We start from the raw sequence: 19497 nt of genomic DNA on the forward strand, positions 1-19497 counted from the left end.
AAACATATTCAGGATTCCCTCATGTCCAGCACTGTCTTCGACTCCGCCCTGTTCCGCGACATGTTCGGCACCGCCGAGATGCGCAGCGTGTTTTCCGACCAAGCCCTGATCGAACGCTACATTGAAGTGGAAATCGCCCTGGCCCGGGCCGAAGCACGCTGCGGCGTGATCCCGGCGGCTGCCGCCGAGCAGATTGCCGAGCTGGCAACCTATGCCTCGCTCGATCTGGCATTGATGCAGCACGAGACCGAAATCGTCGGTTACCCGATCCTGCCGCTGGTGGAGCAGCTGTCGAAAACCTGCGGTGAAGCCGGCCGTTACGTGCACTGGGGCGCGACCACCCAGGACATCATGGACACTGCCGTCGTCCTGCAAGTCCGCGCTGCGCTGGCCATCGTCGAGCGCGACATTCAAGCGGTGCGCGGCTTGCTCGCCGACCTTGCCAAGCGCTATCGCGACACGCCGATGGCGGGCCGCACGCATTTGCAACACGCGCTGCCGATCACCTTCGGCTACAAGTGCGCGGTGTGGCTGAGCATGTTCGACCGCCACGCAGAACGTCTGGTGGAGCTGCGTCCACGAGTGGAAATCGGTCAGTTTGCCGGCGCGGCGGGCACCCTCGCCTCCCTTGGCGACAAAGGTCTGGAAGTGCAGGAAGCGCTGATGGACGAACTGGGTCTCGGCGTACCGCAAGCCACCTGGCACGTCGCCCGCGATGGTCTGGCAGAAACCCTGAACTTCCTCGGTCTGGTCACCGGCTCGCTGGGCAAGATTGCCCTCGACGTCATGATGATGATGACCAGCGAACTGGGCGAAGTGTATGAGCCGTTCGTCAAGGGCCGTGGCGCCAGCAGCACCATGCCGCAAAAGCGCAATCCGATTTCCTGCGAGCTGATGTATGCCGCTGCCAAAGGCGTACGCCAGCAGGCCGGTCTGATGCTCGACGCGATGATTCAGGACTTCGAGCGCTCCACCGGTCCATGGCAAGCGGAATGGATCGCCATCCCGGAGGCCTTCGCCCTCAGCGCTGCCTCGCTGGGTCAGGCGAAATTCATGCTCGCCGGCCTCGAAGTGCGCACCGAGCGCATGCGCAAAAACCTCGACATGACCCAGGGTCTGATCGTCGCCGAAGCCGTAATGATGGGGCTGGCGCCGGCACTCGGTCGTCAGGTTGCGCATGACGTGGTCTATGCCGCCTGCCGCATGGCCAACGATCAGGGCACCAGCCTGCTCGACGCGCTGCTGGCCCAGGGTGAGGCCACCGCGCAACTGGATGTCGAGGAACTCAAGCGCCTGACCGATCCGGCCAACTACCTGGGCCTTGCGCCGCAGATGGTCGACATCGCCCTGGCGCGTGAGGGTTCGGTCAAACGCTGATCCTCACCGGGCTCGCCGCGCGCGAGCCCTCTGCCCATCGCTCGCCAATAACAACAACGAGACCGCAGACATGACCACCCCCGACAAGAAACCGCTGTACAAGGACCTGACCTTTCAGGTGATCGCCGCTATGATGCTCGGGATTGCCTTCGGCTTCCTCGCACCGGAACTGGCGGCCAGCTTCAAGATTCTCGGCGACATTTTCCTCAAGCTGATCAAAACCGCCGTGGCGCCACTGGTGTTCTTCACCGTGGTCCACGGCATCGCCTCGGCCGGCGACATCAAACGCGTCGGTAAAGTCGGCCTGCGTGCGTTGATCTACTTTGAAGTGGTGTCGACCATCGCCCTGGCCATCGGCCTGCTCTGGGGCAACCTGCTGAACATCGGCTCCGGCATGCACGACGCTCACCCGAGCAGCGCCACCGCCGCAGCCGCCAGTGCCGCCGTCGCCAAGGGCCATGCGCCGGCGTCGACCCTGGACTTCATCTACGGGATATTCCCGGACAACTTCGTCGGCGCCTTTGCCGGCGGCCAATTGCTGCAAGTGCTGGTGATTTCGGTGCTGTTCGGCTTCGCCCTGCTGGCGCTGAAACCGGAACGCCGCAGCGTGATCGAGGATGGTCTGAGCCGGGTCTCGGAGTGCTTCTTCGAGTTCATCAACCTGATCATGAAGTTCGCCCCGCTCGGTGCGTTCGGCTCGGTGGCGTATGCGGTCGGCAGCAACGGCTCGGCGGTGCTGATGTCACTGGCCAATCTGGTGCTGATGTTCTACGTCGGCGTCGCGTTTTTCATCTTTGTCGTACTGGGTGCGGTCTGCCGTATTTCCGGGTTCAGCCTGTGGCGGTTCCTCAAGTACATCAAGGATGAGATTTTCATCGTGCTCGGCACCGCTTCGTCGGAAAGCGCTCTGCCGCGCCTGCTGCAAAAACTCGAGAAATTCGGCTGCTCGAAACAGAGCGTCGGCCTGGTGTTACCCACCGGTTATGCCTTCAACCTCGACGGCACGTCCATTTACATGTCGCTGTGCGTGCTGTTCATCGCCAATGCCTACGGCGTGCCGATGAGCTGGGAGCAACAACTGGGCACCATCGCGATCATGCTGGTCACTTCCAAAGGCGCGGCGGCGGTATCCGGTGGCAGCTTCGTGGTGTTCGCCGCGACCGTTACGGCGATTGGCGTACTGCCGGTGGAAGGTCTGGCGCTGCTGTTCGGCGTCTACCGCTTCATGTCGATGGCCATTGCCACCTGCAACACCATTGGCAACAGCGTGGCAACGGTGGTGGTGTCGAAGTGGTCAGGCGAGTTCACCGAGCAGACCGCCAAGGCGGAATACAGCCGGGTCTTTGGTCGCAATCCGGAAGCAGCACTCTGACGGTTACCGATGTCACATAAAAATGCCCCGGCCACGCCGGGGTATTTTTTTCAGGGCCAGCTAATCTTCAAGAATGGGTGAACCTTGACCCGGCCCGACCGGTCGATAGCTGCAACCCCGACCCGGTTAGTCGCCACCCTTGCTGCCCAAGGGTCTACGCGGCTTGCTGCACTTTCTGGAGAACGCCTTCGTGATATCGACCGTCCACATCGCCAGGCTCAAAGCCTGGGGCGCCCATGGTTTCACCGCGACCGGCGTGGTCACCGCCTTTCTGGCCACCCTTGCCCTGCTGGAAAACCAGCCGACCCATTGCCTGATGTGGCTGGGCGTGGCGCTGATCGTCGATGGCCTAGACGGGGCGCTGGCGCGCAAGGTCAACGTGCAGTCGGTGCTGCCGAGTTTCGACGGATCAATCCTCGATCTGGTGATCGATTACCTGACCTACGTGTTCATCCCGGCGCTGTTCATCTATCGCTACATCCCCCTGCCCGACTACACCTTGCTGCTGACCGTGTCGCTGATTCTGGTGTCGTCGCTGTTCTGCTTCTGCAATGTCAACATGAAGAGCAAGGACAACTATTTCGTCGGTTTCCCCGCTGCCTGGAACGTGGTTGCCTTGTGCTTGTACATCATCGATCCGGGGCCGTGGATCACCTTCCTGACGGTGATTGGCCTGGCGCTGCTGACCGTGACCCGGATGAAATTTTTGCACCCGTTCCGGGTACGCCGGTTCATGCCGATCAACATTGCGGTGACGGCGATCTGGCTGCTGTGCAGTCTGTCGCTGGTGCTGAACCACCCGGTGATCAACCCACTGGTGATGGGCCTGTGGTTGCTGGCGTCGGCTTACTTTCTGGGTATCTGCATCTGGCGCACGGCGCTGGAATGGTTTGACAGTGCGCATCTGAAATAGAAACCCTTTCGGGATCCCTGTGGGAGCGAGCTTGCTCGCTCCCACAATGGGTTCAGCGTTTAGTGATGACCACCTCCAGATATTCACTCGGCACCACCATCGATTCCGGCCCTGCCCGGTTCAATCCGTCGATCAGTTGCGTCAGATCTCCCTCCAGTGCCTGCCCGCTCTCCGGTGGCAACGCCGCAAAAGCCTTGTGCACCGGCCCGTACCAGCGGCGAAAAATGTCGATGAAATGCGCCGCCGAGCGGTAACGAAAGTTGAAGTGACGCCGAGTTACCTGCACCACGAAGTTGCGGTCGTCGAACTGTGAGTGCAGCCAGGCTTCCGCACCCCAGTTCGACGGTGGTTGCGCACCGGGTGGCGGTGGCAGGTGCCGGCCGAGGGTCTTGAACATCTGGCCGACGAAACCTTCCGGTGTCCAGTTGGCCAGGCCGATCCGTCCGCCACGGCGACAGACCCGCGCCAACTCCTTGGCAGCCTTGGCTTGATCCGGAGCAAACATCACGCCGAAAGTCGACAGCACCGCGTCGTAACTGTTGTCGGCGAACGGCAGCGCTTCGGCATCGGCAACCTGGAAGGTCACGTCCAGATGCTCGGCGCGCGCCCGATCCTGGCCGCGCTCCAGCAACGCCGCGACATAGTCGGTGGACGTCACCAGACAACCACGGCGCGCCGCCGCCAACGTGGCATTGCCGTTGCCGGCAGCGACATCCAGCACTTCTTCATCGCAACGCAGGTCGCAGGCTTCGGCGAGGGTTTCGCCGACGATCTGCAAGGTAGTGCCGATGACGGCGTAGTCGCCACTGGCCCAGGCGACTTTCTGGCGTTCCTTCAGGGCAGTGAGATCAATGGGGGTACTCATGAATGGGTGCTCCACAGCAGAGGGGTCATTCGGCGGTCGTCGGGTCGATGATGCTCGTCACCCGGGACACGCTGTTGGCCGGAAATCCCCCTTGCCGGGCGTGTTCACGCACCAGTTCTTCGTTGGGTGCGATGTACACGCAATAGATCTTGTCGGCAGTCACATAACTCTGCAGCCACTGCACCTCGGGCCCGAGTTCACGCAGCACGTTGCAGGACGTCTGCGATACGGCCTTTAGTTCTTGTTCCGATAGCTTTCCGGCTCCTGGAATCTCGCGTTCAATCACGAACTTCGGCATGGCAACCTCGCTTTCTTTTTATGGGTGTCAGAGCCATTGGCGGCCCTGCTCGCCCACTATCGCGCGGGTGCTGTCCGGCGTCCCTGCCAATCGTCCGGAGAGCCCGTAAAACCGGGCCTTGGCCGATGAATGGCGGGATTTTGTAAAGGCCCCGAAACACTGTCAGGGGGGTTGCCAACGCGTCGGCTGATCGGCTCTCATGCAAGCCCTCCCCCGGAACGGAATTCGATCATGTCCTTGCGCTTCGAATGGCTCGCCGATCACATGCAGCACAGCGACACCTATGCAGCGTGGATTCACCAACAATTTCATTACGAATATGCCGAGCACCCCCTGGCCGGATGGCAGCGGGAATTTGCCGAGGGGCAGACCAATGGCGACTGGCGTTGCCTGATTGCGCTGGACGGGGATCGACTGTTGGGCGGTGCGGCACTGGCACGGGCAGATCTTGCAACGCGACCGGATCTGGGACCGTGGCTGGCCTGTGTGCTGGTCAGCCACGAATCACGCGGCCAGGGTCTGGCAGAAAGATTGATCGAGGGAATCGCCGAAGAAGCGAAACACCGGGGCCTGCCGCGTTTTTACCTGCACACCCAAAGCAAGCAGGACTATTACGCCAAACGCGGCTGGACGGTGCTAGAGCGTTTTCATGCGTGGGGCAACGAACAATGGCTCATGGTGCGTGACCTGTGAGCCATCGAGTTTTGCGGTTTTACGCAGCCGGCGCCTTGGCCTCTTTGAGCAGCTGCTGAATCATCTGCTCCTGCGCCTGGTAACTGCCTTCGCCGAAGTGGGTGTAACGCACCTGCCCTTTGGCGTCGACCAGGTAATGTGCCGGCCAGTACTGGTTATCGAAGTTGCGCCAGATCGCGTAGTTGTTGTCGATGGCCACCGGGTAGGTGATGCCGAGCTTCTGCACCTGATCCTTGACGTTGTCGATGATCCGCTCGTAGCCATATTCCGGGGTGTGCACGCCGATCACCACCAAGCCGTCCTTGCCGTACTTCTTCTCCCACTCTTTCACATACGGCAGGGTGTGCTGGCAGTTGATGCAGTCATAGGTCCAGAAGTCCACCAGCACCACTTTGCCGCGCAGGGATTCAGCGGTCAGTTCCGGTGAGTTCAGCCATTGCACTGCGCCGGACAGCGACGGCATCGCGCCTTTGCCGGCCTCGTCTTCGGTCGAGTCTGCACGGACTTTGCTGACGAAGTAGTCCACCACCTTCGGCACGTTTTCCAGCACGCTTTTCTCGACCGACGCCACGCCTTGGGACGAGGTGTTGGCCAGCAACAGGTTATCGGCACCAGTGGCAATCACTGCCGCCGTCGCCAGCACCGCGACACCCGCACCGCGACGGAACCAGCCAGTGAACGGAATCGATGGCTTCAGACGATTGACCAGCCCGCGACCGGCGAAAATCAGCGTCCCCAGCGACAGCGCACTGCCCGCACCGTAGGCCAGCAGCAACAGGCTGGTCTGGGCGTTGGCGCCTTGCAGCATGGCGCCGGTGAGGATCACGCCGAGAATCGGCCCGGCGCATGGCGCCCACAACAGACCGGTGGCCACGCCGATCATGATCGACGCCATCGGGCCGGCCTTTTTCCGGCTGTCCGGGTCGAGGCGATTGCCCAGCAGCACGAAGGGCCGGGCCAGCCAGTCACCGATGCGCGCGGAAATCAGCGACAGCGCAAACAGCACCATCACCGCCAGCGCAATGTGGCGACCGGTGTTGCTGGCCTCGATCACCCACTCGCTGCTGACCACCGCCAGGCTGGATATCAAGGCAAAGGTCAGGGCCATGCCGCCGAGGGTCAGCAGGATTGAAGAACGGGTGCGGTCGGCCCCGGCGAACAGGAACGGCACCACCGGCAGAATGCACGGACTGAGGACAGTCAACAGACCGCCCAGGAAAGCGATGAGAAACATGAGGTTCACCTTTTGAATGAGGGGCGGTCTGTTGAGTGGTTCGGGGGCCGCCCGTTACGGGCAGCCCCCTTCAATCCTCAAGCCGTCTGGCTGTCCAGCCATTGGCTTTGCGGCGTACGGCTGGCACCGTTTTCAGCCACCATCTGGCCTTGCGGCGTATGGCTGGAACCGTCGGCGGCGACCATCTGCCCCTGCGGTGTGCGGCTGGCGCCGTCGGCGGCGATCAGGCCGTCGCTGCCCGGCTTGGCCACCGGCGCCAGTTGGAAGCAGGTGCTGCTGCCACAGCTGTTCTGTTCGACGGCAGCGTTGGCATGGGCCGCGACGCCGGCAAGGGAGAAGGCAACAGCGGTCAGATAGCGCGATACATTGTTCATGGCGATGTTCCTTTTATAGAGGTGGGTAATCAGTTGTCTTCGTTGCAGCCGTCGGCGAATTTGCGGTAGTCGAGCACCTGGGTCTTGCCGGCCGAATCGAGGTAAGTCAGGCGGGCGTCGACGATGCCGCAGGTCATCGAGTTGTCCTGTTTCAGCGAAACCACTTTCTGGATGTCCAGGTGGCTGCCGTAGGAGTAGGTTTGCGGGGTGACATCGGCTTCGGCGCGGGCCGACAGGGTGCAGATGTTCAAAGCGGCAAACAGGCAAGCGGCGGCGATCGATTTGGTCTTGGTGTTCATGGCGTTTTCCTCGGGGCTTCAATGGTTGAATCGTTGATTGGGCCGAGGCGTTCTGTGTGTGCCTCGATGGAGCTCATTTAAAGCTCGCGAGGTATCGCGCATGTGTCGGCAAATGCCGTGTATAAATCGCTACGTATCCGCATGCGCCCGGGATACACAGCGATACAAAACCCTGTAAAAATCCGCTTTTTGCGTCGGCGTGTATCCGTCACAGCGCTGGATACACTGCAATACAAAGGCAGGCAGGCGGCCTCGCGCAGGCTCGATAGACTGCCCGGCAATCCCCTTTGATTGAGGTTTGGCCCCATGGAACATGTCGATCACATCCTGATCGTCGACGACGACCGCGAGATTCGCGAACTGGTCGGCAATTACCTGAAGAAGAACGGCCTGCGCACCACAGTGGTTGCCGATGGCCGGCAGATGCGCAGTTTTCTGGAAGCCAACACCGTCGACCTGATCGTGCTCGACATCATGATGCCCGGCGACGATGGCTTGCTGCTGTGCCGCGAATTGCGCTCGGGCAAACACAGGGCCACGCCGATCCTGATGCTCACCGCGCGCAATGATGAAACCGACCGCATCCTCGGCCTGGAAATGGGCGCCGACGACTACCTGACCAAACCGTTCGCCGCCCGCGAGCTGCTGGCGCGGATCAACGCCGTGCTGCGGCGCACACGGATGCTGCCGCCGAATCTGGTGGTCACCGAAAGCGGCCGGCTGCTGGCGTTCGGTCGCTGGCAGCTCGATACATCGGCCCGGCATCTGCTGGACAAGGACGGCACCATGGTCGCGCTGAGTGGCGCGGAATACCGTTTGTTGCGAGTGTTCCTCGACCATCCGCAACGGGTGCTGAGCCGCGATCAATTGCTGAATCTGACCCAGGGCCGCGACGCTGATCTGTTCGACCGTTCCATCGATCTGCTGGTCAGCCGTCTGCGCCAGCGCCTGCTGGATGACGCCCGCGAACCGGCCTACATCAAGACCGTGCGCAGCGAAGGTTATGTGTTCTCGCTGCCGGTCGAAGTCCTCGGAGCCCCTGCATGAATCTCGCCCTGCGCTGGCCGCGCACCCTCGCCTCCCGGTTGTCGCTGATTTTCCTGATCGGCCTGATCCTCGCTCAGGCGCTGTCGTTCGGCGCGCAATATTACGAGCGCTACGAAAGCGCGAAGAACACCATGCTCGGCAACCTCGAAACCGATGTCTCGACCTCGATTGCCATTCTCGACCGCCTGCCCGCCGAAGAGCGCCCGATGTGGCTCAAGCGTCTGGCCCGCAACAACTACGGTTACCTGCTGAGCGAAGGCGAACCGGGCACCCCGATCGGCCAGGATGAAGTGCCGATTGCGTTGACCTCGATCACCGATGCGATCGGCGAAGCGTACCCGTTGACGTTCACCGACATTCCCGGCCCGAAAAAACACTTTCAGGGCCACTTGCGCCTGAGCGACGGCAGCCCGGTCACCATCGATGTGCGTCCGTCGATGGTGCCGCTGTCGCCGTGGCTGCCGGTGGTGTTGCTCGGGCAACTGGCGCTGATGCTCGCCTGCACCTGGCTGGCGGTGCGCATTGCCATCCGCCCTCTCACCCGCCTCGCCAACGCAGTGGAAACCCTCGACCCCAACGCCCACCCGATCAACCTCGATGAAAAAGGCCCGAACGAAGTGGCCTACGCCGCCCGCGCCTTCAACTCGATGCAGACGCGCATCGCCGCGTACCTGAAAGAACGCATGCAACTGCTGGCGGCGATCTCCCACGATCTGCAAACCCCGATCACCCGCATGAAGCTGCGGGCGGAGTTCATGGACGATTCGGCCGAGAAAGACAAACTGTGGAACGACCTCGGCGAGATGGAACATCTGGTGCGCGAAGGCGTGGCTTATGCCCGCAGCATCCACGGCTCGACCGAAGAAAGTCGGCGTACCAATCTGGATTCGTTCCTCGACAGCCTGGTGTTCGACTATCAGGACATGGGCAAGGAAGTGCAGTTGAGCGGCAAGAGTGAGGCGGTCATCGACACCCGCCCCCACGCCTTGCGCCGGGTGCTGGTCAACCTGACCGACAACGCGCTGAAATTCGCCGGCGCTGCCGAGCTGCTGATTCAGCGCGACAAGGCCGGCCTCTCGATCAAGGTCATGGATCGCGGCCCCGGCATCGCCGAAGAAGAACTGGCCCAAGTGATGGAACCGTTCTACCGCGTGGAAAACTCGCGCAACCGCAGCACCGGCGGCACCGGGCTGGGGCTGGCGATTGCCCAGCAACTGGCGATGGCGCTGGGCGGTTCGCTGACGCTGAGCAATCGCGAGGGTGGCGGGTTGTGTGCGGAGCTGAAGTTGCCCCTGCACACCTGAAGCAAACATAAATCCCTGTGGGAGCGGGCTTGCCCGCGAAGAGGCCAGCAGAGTCAATATATTCATCGACTGAACAGACGCCTTCGCGGGCAAGCCCGCTCCCACAGGATTTGCGGTGTTTGTGAGATCACTTGATGCCGATCACCCCGTCCTCATGCAGTTGCAGCAACAACGCCAGTCCGCTGTCCATGAATGACACCGTTCCCGGCAACCCCGCCTCCATCGCCAACCCTTGCAGTTGCTCGCGACCACTCAGCAGCGGGAATTCCTCGATCCGCTGCAACAACCGCCATGCCAGCGGGCTCAGCTCGGAAAACTTCACACTCCAGTCCGTCGTGCGCCGTACCAGCAAAAGGGTTGGCTGGGCTGGCGGCGTGGCCGGTTGATGATCCGGCCCGAGCATTTGCACCGGCCAGGTGTACGCCAACGGCCAGGCCAGTGCCGAGACCTGCAACGGCCGATCCAGCAAGTGCGCCGGATCACTCACAGACAAGGCTTCGGCGTCGGACTGCTGCAACACCATTTCCACCCATTCGTAATGCGCCAGCTCCACCAGAAACGCCGGCCACTCGCCTTCGCTCAACACGGCAGGTTCCGAGGCGAGGTAACCGACGAACTCCTCGGCGATCTCACCGAATTTCGGCGTCTGCGCGCGGTAGTCCCGCAGGAAGCCGCGGATCAATGTGCGCCAGCGTTCCTGGCCGATGATCCGGATCAACACCGGAAATGTGCTGCCCAGCAGTTGCGAGACGTTGTTGAACACCAGATCGCGATAGACATTGACCCGCGCCGCGTTCATGTCGGCGGGCGGCGCTTCATGTTCCGGATCGCGCAAATAGCGGGTCAGGGCCTGTTGTTGCAGCAGAAGATTATCCACGCAGGCCTCCTTCGGTTTGCAGGCGGCGGATGGTTTGCAGCTCGGCCACCAGTTCAGAAAACGCCGGGAAATTGAAATCCCGCTCCAGCAAGGTCGGCTGCGCGCCGAATCGGCGATAGGCGTCGGCCAGCAACGCCCAGACCACCGGTTTGACCGAGGCGCCATGGGTGTCGATTTTCAGCGTGTCGGACTCGTCGAAATGCCCGGCCACGTGCATCCCGACCACCCGACCCGGCTCGATGGCGGCCAGAAACGTCTGCGGATCGAAACCGTGGTTGATCGAATTGACGTAGACGTTGTTCACGTCCAGCAGCAGGTCGCAATCGGCCTCGCGCAGCACGGCGTTGGTGAAGGTCACTTCGTCCATGTCCTGCCGGGGCGCGGCGTAGTAGGAAACGTTTTCCACCGCCAGCCGCCGGCCGAGAACGTCCTGGGCCTGGCGGATCCGTGCGGCGACGTGGTGCACCGCTTCTTCGGTGAACGGCAGCGGCAGCAGGTCGTAGAGGTGACCGTCGTCGCTGCAATAGCTCAGGTGTTCGCTGTACAGCGGCACCTTGTAATGATCGAGAAAGGTCCGCACTTCCCGCAGGAAACCGACGTCCAGCGGCACCGAGCCACCGAGCGACAATGACAGCCCGTGACAGGACAAGGGATATCGTTCGGCCAGCTCGCGCAGCGCGGCGCCATGGGCACCGCCGACGCCAATCCAGTTTTCCGGGGCGACTTCAAGAAAATCGAAATCGCCGGTGCGGGCGGCCTGCAGGTCTTTCATCAGGCCGCGACGCAGGCCGAGCCCGACGCTGGCCTGCAAGGTGGGGTGGGGAATCTGCATGGGCAGGATCTCTGCTGAGGAGCCGCCGGGCGTGGCGACTGACAGGATCAGTTAAACCGGCGGGTGTATCGCGGCTGTGTGGGCAATGCGCGGGAAGTGGCGGGTTTTGTATCGGCGGCGGGCCTGTACACAATGGGATACAGACTCGCTGCCTTCTTAGTGAACGGCGAATACATCGGTTTAAACCAACTCAAAAACTGTACCTACAACCCTGTATATCCAGAGCTTACGGATGACACCTACAGGTGCCGGCGAAATGCCCTACCTTCGCACGAGAACCAGCTGATTGAATTATCATTTTTGACAGATTAATGAAGCAAAAAAAACCCGCATCAGCCGAAACTGACACGGGCTTTTCCCCAACATCAACGACAGTTACTTCAGGTCGTCAAAGTGGTCTCGCAGGAACTCGTAAAAGCGAAACGCTTTCAACAATCTCCATACGAGGCTCAACGTACGCAACAAAAGCTTAATACGTTTTGGCCTCCAAGGTTGGGGGCCAAACCTCCAGCGCACTTACCGGATCACGCGTACCTTCGGAAGAACACGCCAGTACTTCCGGTGAGGCGGCCGGTTGAAATCCCTCCGAATCATCATTCCGGCACGGATGCAAAACCGTGTCAGAGGGCGTGAAACCGTTAGGCCACCAGCCAAACCCTACCGCTGCACCAGGGTGTGAGCGCGGGCATATTAACCCAGAATCGCAGGTGGTAAGTCTCGGCCCAGTGATTCTTAAATGAAAGAAGCGCGCATTTTGTAAACCGTTATTTCTGTCAGTACTTCTCTCCTATATCAGGTACTGAAAACACCGTTCAGGATCTCTAATACACCCACTCATGGCGGGTAAAAATTACGTTGCAAGGATAGGAAAAGCTCAATAACATGCCTTCCACGCCAGTGCTTCCGGTGAGACGCACTAAGCCTCAGCCGCAATCTGAGGCTTGCTAAAAAACCGCCCCGCAAGGCGGTTTTTTTTCGCCCATCATTTGCTCCAGGCGGACATGGGCCGGCGCTTTGTCTTGGCCTCTTGGCGAGATCGCCCTGAGTCGCATCGTTTGGCATAGGACAGGCACCGTCGGCGGATAATTCGGGAGCCCACGCTAACGTGGGAGAGCGTACCATTGCGATACAAGCCTCGAAATCCACACAGCCCGCTCCCGCCGGCGCCAACAGCGGCTAGACTCAATCAGTACCCAGTCGAGGGGGACGCAGGACAGCAGTGTCGCCCTGCCCGTTTCCACGACCACCGCCCGGTGGTGAATGCCTCGACCCCCAATGCCACCGGACTGTGATCCTGTCAAAGGAGCACATGAAATGGACGAGGCCAGACTCAACGAATTCATGGGCAAACTGGTCAACGACATGGGCGGCGCGGCGATGCTGGCCAATGTCATTGTCGGCGAAGAACTCGGCCTGTATCGGGCAATGGCCGACAGTCAGCCGATCAGCCCCGAATCCCTCGCTGCAAAGACCACCTGCAACCCGCGACTGGTGCGCGAATGGCTGAGCGCCCACGCGGCGTCCGGCTACATGGAACACCACGACGGCAAGTTTCGCCTGCCGGAAGAACAGGCGCTGGCCCTGGCCAAGGAGGATTCGCCGGTTTACGTGGCCGGCGGCCTCGGCGTGGTAGCGTCGTTTTTCCATGACAAGGACAAGCTTGTCAAAGCCATGCGCGGCAACGGCGCCCTGCCCTGGGGCGATCACCATCCCTGCATGTTCACCGGCACCGAGCGGTTCTTCCGCCCCGGCTACAAGGGGCATTTGATCGCCGAGTGGCTGCCGGCGCTGGACGGCGTGGTGGCCAAACTCGAAGAAGGTGCCAAGGTCGCCGACATCGGCTGCGGTCACGGTGCATCCACGGTGATCATGGCTCAGGCGTATCCAAACTCGCGGTTCGTCGGCTTCGACTATCACGCGCCTTCGATCACCGTCGCCACCCAGCGGGCCGAAGAAGGCGGCGTCAGCAGTCGCGCGCGGTTCTTCCAGGGCACGGCGAAAAGCTACCCCGGCGATGACTATGACCTGATCTGCTATTTCGACTGCCTGCATGATATGGGCGATCCGGTCGGCGCGGCGCGGCATGCCTACGATTGCTTGAAGGACGACGGCACGGTGTTGTTGGTCGAGCCCTTCGCCAACGATGCGCTGGACGACAATATCAATCCGGTCGGGCGGCTGTTCTACGCGGCATCGACGTTCATTTGCACGCCGAACTCGCTGTCTCAGGAAGTGGGATTGGGGCTCGGTGCGCAGGCCGGCGAGATGCGCTTGCGCAAGGTGTTTACTGAAGCGGGCTTCAAACACTTCCGGCGGGCGACGCAGACGCCGTTCAACCTGATTCTGGAGGCGCGCAAGTAATGGAGGGTCGCTGAACTGCGGACACTTCCCATGTCAGGTGTTCAGCGACTGCCGTTTTCCCCATGCACTCATTTGTGGTGTAAACGCCGCCTCAAATCGGTGGACACCATCAGGTCATTTCGCTGAGCATCCATGATTTGGAATCAGGAACGGCTTCAGGCAATGAGTTACTTCTCCAGAAAAAACACCTCTGGCTCCTTCGCTTCTGACGGATTCAGGTATCAGGATGGGTGTGCGTTGCTTCACGCAGTAAAAAACCTTCTGAACAACGACTTTAAAAGCATCGGCATCGAGACAGAGGATGACTTTTGCCTACTGTTCGGCAGTACCCGCATCAACGTCCAGGTCAAAGACAGCGAACTGAACTTTCCGTTGATAAAGTCTCATCTTGCTGATAACCAGATCCTGATCGGATCCAGCATGAAAAAAGAAGTTGAAACATTCATCACCTACCTGACGCATTACAGAAACGCACAGGCATCGGGTGAGACTGACGACAAGAAATTTGAAATTTCGCAGGACTTTGCAGAACTTCTGCAAAAGCATGAGCTGGACAACATACCGCCGTCATGGACACCGCTTCACCACCCTCGTGCAGGTCTCTACGACTGCATCGCGGTCAACATTCACTCCATCGCCAGGAGCAGGCAGCAGATCGTCGACGCGGATGCTTGCATCGCGCGAATGCTGCATTTGTTCGCAAATGCGCGCTGCGACAGGAACCATCTCGGTAAAAATCAGTTGCTCGGGGTAATTTCAGAATTCAGCGCCGACGTACAAATCGTCAAGAGCAATTACGCCAGGTTCGAAACGCCTATTGCCCAAAAAGTCATCCAGTCGGTTGGCGGAAATACCGCCAGGCTGCTGGACAAGGTCGCGGAAAAAATCCATTACGCAGATACGCTGCAGAAAAAGGGGCGGTACGCAGACGCACTGACTATCTACACATCTCTGTCAATGTTCCTGGAAACCGACGAGATTTTTCTGGCCTGTGCCATGTTGCACGATGTGCTCGACAACGTCGAAGCTGCAAAAAGCAGTGCAATTGAGGCACTCGACTGCAATCCAAGATGCTTCGGTGCTCATTTTATCCTTGGCACCCTTGCGCAAGCGCAAGGTGACAGGACCGGAACGCTCAACCACTTCGAGTCCGCTTACGCCATCGACTCTTCCAACCCGGTTCTGCTTTATAACCTTGGCGTCTACTGGCAGACGCATGACCGGCCCAAGGCCATGGCTTTTTACGAACAGTCGTTGAGGTCGGATAATGACAACAGCTCCGCGCATCTGAACTACGGCATCTGCCTGTTTTTGAATGGCGACTACTCCGATGCCTTGCACCATATTGATCAAGCTTTGTTACTTGAACCTGGCGCGCCAAGTGCTCTGGCACAGAAAGGTGAGATACAGCGATTTTTCGGTAACCATGCCGAAGCCATCGACTCGTTTGAAAGGGCTTTGAAGAAAGACCGGGATAATGTTCCGAGTCTTGAGGGCATCGCTTACTGTCGCCTTGCACTCGGCGACACCTCCGGTGTCGGCTTACTAATTGACTACCTTGAAGAAAAGCTCAGTTCGCTGCGAGTCGGGGAGCGGCTTAAAGTCGAAGATATGGGCTGGAACAGCACCAATGTGATCGTCTTGGAGCGTTGCAATAAGCAACAGCTGAAGTTCCATTACAACGATATGGTTGCAACGGTTTACTGGCCCAATAACGACAAGATCGGACTGGGAACCTATCAAGTCGACGAGATAATGCTCCCCTTGATTCTCAAGGACTACGACTGCAGTGAACATTATCAAGAGGCATTACGGCTCATCTCTCTCACTTCAATCGAGGCTCCCGAACCAACACGCGGATCGATAAGAGAAAGAAGTGACTGCTGCGAAATTGCGTTAAAGGTCAATGCTTTTACGCTCAGCGGCAACACACCCAGGATCAATGGAGGCTATGAGAGCTTCCGAGAGCATTATCACGGTGTCTATCTGTTGATGCTTCGGGACATGCAGGGTAACAACGCTTCCACCTTCCGCCTGCGGGGCATTGAATTTTTTTAGCCGTACCATTCGATAGTACATCTTCACTCAGGCATCGAGTGCTAACCTGCAACCTCACGGTTTACCGGAGCTGCAACAATGCTCGACCGCCCCCTTCACGGACATCTCGACTATCTGCAACAGGTCATGGCCGACGGCGACTTCGTTGTGCTGACCGGCGCCGGCATCAGCACGCCGTCGGGTATTCCGGACTACCGCGACACCGACGGTGTGCGCCGTGGCCGGCAGCCGATGATGTACCAGGAATTCCTCGCTGCCCCGGAATCGCGCCGGCGCTATTGGGCCCGGGCGATGCTCGGCTGGCCACGGGTGCGCCAGGCGCGGCCGAACGTTGCCCATGAGGCGCTGGCCAGTCTGCAAAGCAACGGCCGAATCGGCGGTTTGATTACTCAGAATGTCGATACCCTGCACGATCAGGCCGGCAGTCACGATGTCATTGAGCTGCACGGCAGCCTGCACCGGGTGTTATGCCTGGATTGCGGTCAGCGCAGCGAGCGGGATTCGATTCAGCAATTGATGGAAACGCAGAATCCGTATCTGGCGGGTGTCGATGCCGTGCAGGCACCGGACGGCGACACCCTGCTCGACCCGGCCTTCGAAGCACGATTTCAGGTGCCGCACTGCCCGCATTGCGCAGGCGAACGGATGAAACCGGACGTGGTGTTTTTTGGTGAGAACGTGGCGCAGCCGACAGCAGCGCGGGCCATGGCGCTGGCGGAAAATGCCGCCGGGATGCTGGTGGTCGGTTCGTCGTTGATGGCGTATTCGGCGTTTCGCCTGTGCCGGGTGATTGCGGATCGGGGCAAGCCGTTGATTGCGATCAATCTGGGGAAGACGCGGGCGGATGAGTTGCTGGAGTTAAAGATTGAGAGGTCTTGTGAGCAACTCCTGCCCCTCCTGGCGCAGAAACTCACCCCCTTGAATACATAAAGCCCGATGTGGGAGCCAGCCTGCTGGCGATAAGGCCCGCACCACCAATAAAGATGTCGCCTGCTCGTCCGCCATCGCCAGCAGGCTGGCTCCCACAAGGGTCAGTATTCCGACCTCAAAATATCGAACAGCGCCTGTGCCGCCGCCGACAACTCATTCCCCGGATCGGTCAGCACGCCAATCGCCCGCTCCACCACCGGTTCGTGCAAGGTCAGGCAATGCGCGCCCAACTCGCGCATCTGCCCGGCACACAACGCCGGCACCGCACTGACGCCCAGCCCGCTCGCCACCATCCGCCCGACCGTCGCCAGTTGGTGGCTTTCAAACTCCACCGGCAATTTCATCCCTCGGGCCTGCAAGTGCTCCTCCAGCATCACTCGCACCGTGGAGGGTCGTTGCAGAGTGATGAACGGTTCCTGCAGCAAAGTCTGCCAATCAATGTCGCTGCGACCAGCCAGCGGCGAATCCTGCGGCACCACGGCGACGAAGCGATCCCGGTAAAGCGGCGTGAATGTCAGCGAAGTGTTCTGCATGGGCTCGAACGCCACGCCAAGTTCGACCTGACGATCGCGAACCATTTCCAGCACTTGCTCGTTGATCACGTCGTTGACCGTAACGTTGACGTTCGGATAACGCGCGCGGAAGGTCTTGAGGATCGGCGGCAGCAGGTTGCCGGCAAACGACGGCATCGCCGCCAGCGTCACTCGCCCGCGTTGCAGACTGAAGCGCTGACGCATTTCGTCTTCGGCGTTGTCCCAGTCGGCGATCAGGCGCCGGGCCAGCGGCAGCAGCGATTCGCCCTCCGGGGTCAGCGCCACGTTGCGCGTGTTGCGGCTGAACAGGCGCCCGCCCAGGCCCTCTTCCAGCGCCTTGATGGTCAGGCTCAGCGCTGATTGCGACAGGTGCAGGCGCTCGCAGGCCACGGCAAAGCTCAGGCTCTGAGCCACGGCGAGAAAGGCGCGGATTTGCTTGATGGTCATGAACGATTCACTCAAAAGACTAAGCTGAACACCTCATTGATCGTTCCCACGTCGAGGCGTCGAACCGTCCGCGTGGGAACGCAGCCCGTGACGCTCCGAGTCACTGGGACGCAGAGCGTCCCCGGAGGCATTCCCACGCGGAGCATGGGAACGATCAACAAGGCCAACTATTGAGCTTTATCAATCAATCAACCTTAAAAATCAACTTAACAAATATATCCTTCAGCGAGACACTCCAGTCATTCGGCTAGCCAGCCGCCCGACAAACAATAAAAGAGGTGCATATGGCAGGTTTCGACAAGCGCGTGTATTCCTACGAGGAAGCCATGGCAGGTCTTGAAGACGGCATGACCGTGATCGCCGGCGGCTTCGGCCTGTGCGGCATTCCGGAAAACCTGATCGCCGAGATCAAGCGCAAGGGCACCCGCGACCTCACCGTCGTCTCCAACAACTGCGGCGTGGATGGCTTCGGCCTCGGCGTGCTGCTGACCGACCGCCAGATCAGCAAGGTGGTCGCCTCCTACGTCGGCGAAAACAAACTGTTCGAAGAGCAACTGCTCAAAGGCGACATCGAAGTCGTCCTGACCCCGCAAGGCACCCTCGCCGAAAAAATGCGCGCAGGCGGCGCCGGCATCCCGGCCTTTTTCACCGCCACCGGCGTCGGCACCCCGGTTGCCGAAGGCAAGGAAGTGCGTGAATTCCACGGTCGCAAGTACCTGATGGAAGAGTCCATCACCGGCGACTTCGCCATCGTCAAAGGCTGGAAGGCCGACCACTTCGGCAACGTCATCTACCGCCACACCGCCCAGAACTTCAACCCGCTGGCCGCCACCGCCGGCAAGATCACTGTGGTCGAAGTCGAAGAAATCGTCGAACCCGGGGAACTGGATCCGGCACACATCCACACGCCCGGCATCTACGTCGACCGGGTCATTTGCGGCACGTTCGAAAAACGCATCGAACAACGCACCATCCGCAAATAATCCAGGCTGACGGAGAACAAGAACATGGCACTTACCCGCGAACAAATGGCTCAACGCGTCGCCCGCGAAATGCAGGACGGCTACTACGTGAACCTCGGCATCGGCATCCCGACCCTGGTCGCCAACTACATCCCCGAAGGCATGGAAGTCATGCTGCAATCGGAAAACGGCCTGCTCGGCATGGGCCCTTTCCCGACTGAAGACACCATCGACGCCGACATGATCAACGCCGGCAAGCAGACCGTGACCGCGCGGATCGGCGCTTCGATCTTTTCCTCGGCCGAATCCTTCGCGATGATCCGCGGCGGCCACGTCGACCTGACCGTGCTCGGCGCGTTCGAAGTGGACGTGCAAGGCAACATCGCCTCGTGGATGATCCCCGGCAAACTGGTCAAGGGCATGGGCGGCGCGATGGACCTGGTGGCCGGCGCCGACAACATCATCGTGATCATGACCCACGCATCCAAGGACGGTGAGTCCAAGTTGCTGAGCCAGTGCAGCCTGCCGCTGACCGGCGCCGGTTGCATCAAGCGCGTCCTGACCGACCTCGCCTACCTGGAAATCGAAAATGGCGCTTTTGTCCTCAAGGAACGCGCACCTGGCGTCAGCGTCGAGGAAATCGTCGCCAAAACCGCTGGTAAACTGATCGTCCCGGATCACGTACCGGAAATGCAGTTCGCTGCCGAGTGAGGAATTCGAA

The 19497-nt window shown here is 60.2% G+C and carries 19 protein-coding genes; 11 read left to right on the top strand and 8 right to left on the bottom strand.

All coding sequences use genetic code 11. The features are described 5' to 3' along the window. Positions 1-21 precede the first annotated feature (21 nt). The 3 genes from N8H71_RS12945 (at position 22) to pcsA (ending at position 3662) form a co-directional block, all read left to right on the top strand. Positions 22-1377, top strand: coding sequence for a class-II fumarase/aspartase family protein (locus N8H71_RS12945; protein ID WP_262194289.1), 1356 nt, complete (start codon positions 22-24; stop codon positions 1375-1377). A gap of 70 nt (positions 1378-1447) precedes the next feature. Beyond that, the gene (locus N8H71_RS12950; RefSeq protein WP_262194291.1) at positions 1448-2749 is read left to right on the top strand and encodes a cation:dicarboxylate symporter family transporter; all 1302 of its coding nucleotides are present in this window, start codon (positions 1448-1450) and stop codon (positions 2747-2749) included. Positions 2750-2939: 190 nt separating this feature from the next. After that, positions 2940-3662: a phosphatidylcholine synthase gene (gene pcsA / locus N8H71_RS12955; protein WP_115079921.1), complete on the top strand. Its 723-nt coding sequence runs from the start codon at positions 2940-2942 to the stop codon at positions 3660-3662. A 52-nt stretch (positions 3663-3714) separates the two neighbouring features. On the opposite strand, the gene N8H71_RS12960 is transcribed toward pcsA, so the two are convergent. Beyond that, a complete protein-coding gene (locus N8H71_RS12960) occupies positions 3715-4527 on the bottom strand; it encodes a class I SAM-dependent methyltransferase (RefSeq protein ID WP_262194292.1) in 813 nt (270 codons plus the stop codon). A gap of 25 nt (positions 4528-4552) precedes the next feature. Beyond that, positions 4553-4825, bottom strand: a complete 273-nt coding sequence (locus tag N8H71_RS12965; RefSeq protein ID WP_064595343.1) for a DUF4242 domain-containing protein — start codon at positions 4823-4825, stop codon at positions 4553-4555. Positions 4826-5056: 231 nt separating this feature from the next. On the opposite strand from N8H71_RS12965, the gene N8H71_RS12970 reads away from it, so the two are divergent. Then, positions 5057-5518: a GNAT family N-acetyltransferase gene (locus N8H71_RS12970; protein WP_262194294.1), complete on the top strand. Its 462-nt coding sequence runs from the start codon at positions 5057-5059 to the stop codon at positions 5516-5518. Between the two features lie 19 nt (positions 5519-5537). Here N8H71_RS12970 and N8H71_RS12975 read toward each other — a convergent pair whose 3' ends face one another. The 3 genes from N8H71_RS12975 to N8H71_RS12985 form a co-directional block, all read right to left on the bottom strand. Then, positions 5538-6752 carry a cytochrome c biogenesis protein DipZ gene (locus N8H71_RS12975; RefSeq protein ID WP_262194296.1) on the bottom strand — a complete coding sequence of 405 codons (1215 nt, stop codon included), beginning with the start codon at positions 6750-6752 and terminating at the stop codon, positions 5538-5540. Between the two features lie 77 nt (positions 6753-6829). Further along, on the bottom strand, positions 6830-7126 hold the full coding sequence (locus tag N8H71_RS12980; protein ID WP_262194297.1) for a hypothetical protein: 297 nt from the start codon (positions 7124-7126) through the stop codon (positions 6830-6832). Between the two features lie 29 nt (positions 7127-7155). Continuing rightward, positions 7156-7425, bottom strand: coding sequence for a DUF2790 domain-containing protein (locus tag N8H71_RS12985; protein WP_007956290.1), 270 nt, complete (start codon positions 7423-7425; stop codon positions 7156-7158). Between the two features lie 306 nt (positions 7426-7731). On the opposite strand from N8H71_RS12985, the gene N8H71_RS12990 reads away from it, so the two are divergent. Further along, on the top strand, positions 7732-8472 hold the full coding sequence (locus N8H71_RS12990; protein WP_007956289.1) for a response regulator: 741 nt from the start codon (positions 7732-7734) through the stop codon (positions 8470-8472). Next, a complete protein-coding gene (locus N8H71_RS12995) occupies positions 8469-9776 on the top strand; it encodes an ATP-binding protein (RefSeq protein WP_262194298.1) in 1308 nt (435 codons plus the stop codon). Before N8H71_RS12990 ends, N8H71_RS12995 begins: the two co-directional genes overlap by 4 nt. Before the next feature lie 127 nt (positions 9777-9903). Here N8H71_RS12995 and N8H71_RS13000 read toward each other — a convergent pair whose 3' ends face one another. Both N8H71_RS13000 and N8H71_RS13005 read right to left on the bottom strand, forming a co-directional pair. Beyond that, a complete protein-coding gene (locus N8H71_RS13000) occupies positions 9904-10653 on the bottom strand; it encodes an HvfC family RiPP maturation protein (RefSeq protein WP_262194299.1) in 750 nt (249 codons plus the stop codon). Then, positions 10646-11485 (bottom strand): HvfB family MNIO-type RiPP peptide maturase, encoded by an 840-nt coding sequence (locus N8H71_RS13005; protein ID WP_262194300.1) that lies wholly within the window; start codon positions 11483-11485, stop codon positions 10646-10648. Before N8H71_RS13005 ends, N8H71_RS13000 begins: the two co-directional genes overlap by 8 nt. A 1314-nt stretch (positions 11486-12799) precedes the next feature. Between N8H71_RS13005 and N8H71_RS13010 the strand changes: the two genes are divergently transcribed. The 3 genes from N8H71_RS13010 (at position 12800) to N8H71_RS13020 (ending at position 16834) form a co-directional block, all read left to right on the top strand. Beyond that, on the top strand, positions 12800-13846 hold the full coding sequence (locus N8H71_RS13010; RefSeq protein ID WP_179695578.1) for a class I SAM-dependent methyltransferase: 1047 nt from the start codon (positions 12800-12802) through the stop codon (positions 13844-13846). A 162-nt stretch (positions 13847-14008) separates the two neighbouring features. Next, positions 14009-15904 carry a tetratricopeptide repeat protein gene (locus tag N8H71_RS13015; protein ID WP_262194301.1) on the top strand — a complete coding sequence of 632 codons (1896 nt, stop codon included), beginning with the start codon at positions 14009-14011 and terminating at the stop codon, positions 15902-15904. 78 nt (positions 15905-15982) lie between these two features. Further along, on the top strand, positions 15983-16834 hold the full coding sequence (locus N8H71_RS13020) for an NAD-dependent protein deacetylase (RefSeq protein ID WP_262194302.1): 852 nt from the start codon (positions 15983-15985) through the stop codon (positions 16832-16834). 101 nt (positions 16835-16935) lie between these two features. Here the strand turns inward: N8H71_RS13020 and N8H71_RS13025 are convergent, their stop codons facing one another. Next, positions 16936-17814, bottom strand: coding sequence for a LysR family transcriptional regulator (locus N8H71_RS13025; protein ID WP_262194303.1), 879 nt, complete (start codon positions 17812-17814; stop codon positions 16936-16938). 284 nt (positions 17815-18098) lie between these two features. Between N8H71_RS13025 and N8H71_RS13030 the strand changes: the two genes are divergently transcribed. Next, positions 18099-18797, top strand: coding sequence for a CoA transferase subunit A (locus N8H71_RS13030; protein ID WP_007956274.1), 699 nt, complete (start codon positions 18099-18101; stop codon positions 18795-18797). Positions 18798-18821: 24 nt separating this feature from the next. After that, the gene (locus N8H71_RS13035; RefSeq protein WP_007956272.1) at positions 18822-19487 is read left to right on the top strand and encodes a CoA transferase subunit B; all 666 of its coding nucleotides are present in this window, start codon (positions 18822-18824) and stop codon (positions 19485-19487) included. Positions 19488-19497 lie beyond the last annotated feature (10 nt).

The organism is Pseudomonas koreensis (genome assembly GCF_025447595.1).
In the GTDB taxonomy this organism is placed as follows: domain Bacteria; phylum Pseudomonadota; class Gammaproteobacteria; order Pseudomonadales; family Pseudomonadaceae; genus Aquipseudomonas; species Aquipseudomonas koreensis_H.

Bases quoted from the DNA above. Each gene is read 5' to 3' on its own strand.
- N8H71_RS12960 (WP_262194292.1), bottom strand. From the start codon at position 4,527: ATGAGTACCCCCATTGATCTCACTGCCCTGAAGGAACGCCAGAAAGTC.
- N8H71_RS12980 (WP_262194297.1), bottom strand. From the start codon at position 7,126: ATGAACAATGTATCGCGCTATCTGACCGCTGTTGCCTTCTCCCTTGCC.
- N8H71_RS12975 (WP_262194296.1), bottom strand. From the start codon at position 6,752: ATGTTTCTCATCGCTTTCCTGGGCGGTCTGTTGACTGTCCTCAGTCCG.
- N8H71_RS12970 (WP_262194294.1), top strand. From the start codon at position 5,057: ATGTCCTTGCGCTTCGAATGGCTCGCCGATCACATGCAGCACAGCGAC.
- N8H71_RS13015 (WP_262194301.1), top strand. From the start codon at position 14,009: ATGAGTTACTTCTCCAGAAAAAACACCTCTGGCTCCTTCGCTTCTGAC.
- N8H71_RS12945 (WP_262194289.1), top strand. From the start codon at position 22: ATGTCCAGCACTGTCTTCGACTCCGCCCTGTTCCGCGACATGTTCGGC.
- N8H71_RS12950 (WP_262194291.1), top strand. From the start codon at position 1,448: ATGACCACCCCCGACAAGAAACCGCTGTACAAGGACCTGACCTTTCAG.
- N8H71_RS13005 (WP_262194300.1), bottom strand. From the start codon at position 11,485: ATGCAGATTCCCCACCCCACCTTGCAGGCCAGCGTCGGGCTCGGCCTG.
- N8H71_RS12995 (WP_262194298.1), top strand. From the start codon at position 8,469: ATGAATCTCGCCCTGCGCTGGCCGCGCACCCTCGCCTCCCGGTTGTCG.
- N8H71_RS13030 (WP_007956274.1), top strand. From the start codon at position 18,099: ATGGCAGGTTTCGACAAGCGCGTGTATTCCTACGAGGAAGCCATGGCA.
- N8H71_RS12985 (WP_007956290.1), bottom strand. From the start codon at position 7,425: ATGAACACCAAGACCAAATCGATCGCCGCCGCTTGCCTGTTTGCCGCT.
- N8H71_RS12965 (WP_064595343.1), bottom strand. From the start codon at position 4,825: ATGCCGAAGTTCGTGATTGAACGCGAGATTCCAGGAGCCGGAAAGCTA.
- N8H71_RS13010 (WP_179695578.1), top strand. From the start codon at position 12,800: ATGGACGAGGCCAGACTCAACGAATTCATGGGCAAACTGGTCAACGAC.
- N8H71_RS13025 (WP_262194303.1), bottom strand. From the start codon at position 17,814: ATGACCATCAAGCAAATCCGCGCCTTTCTCGCCGTGGCTCAGAGCCTG.
- N8H71_RS12990 (WP_007956289.1), top strand. From the start codon at position 7,732: ATGGAACATGTCGATCACATCCTGATCGTCGACGACGACCGCGAGATT.
- N8H71_RS13035 (WP_007956272.1), top strand. From the start codon at position 18,822: ATGGCACTTACCCGCGAACAAATGGCTCAACGCGTCGCCCGCGAAATG.
- N8H71_RS13020 (WP_262194302.1), top strand. From the start codon at position 15,983: ATGCTCGACCGCCCCCTTCACGGACATCTCGACTATCTGCAACAGGTC.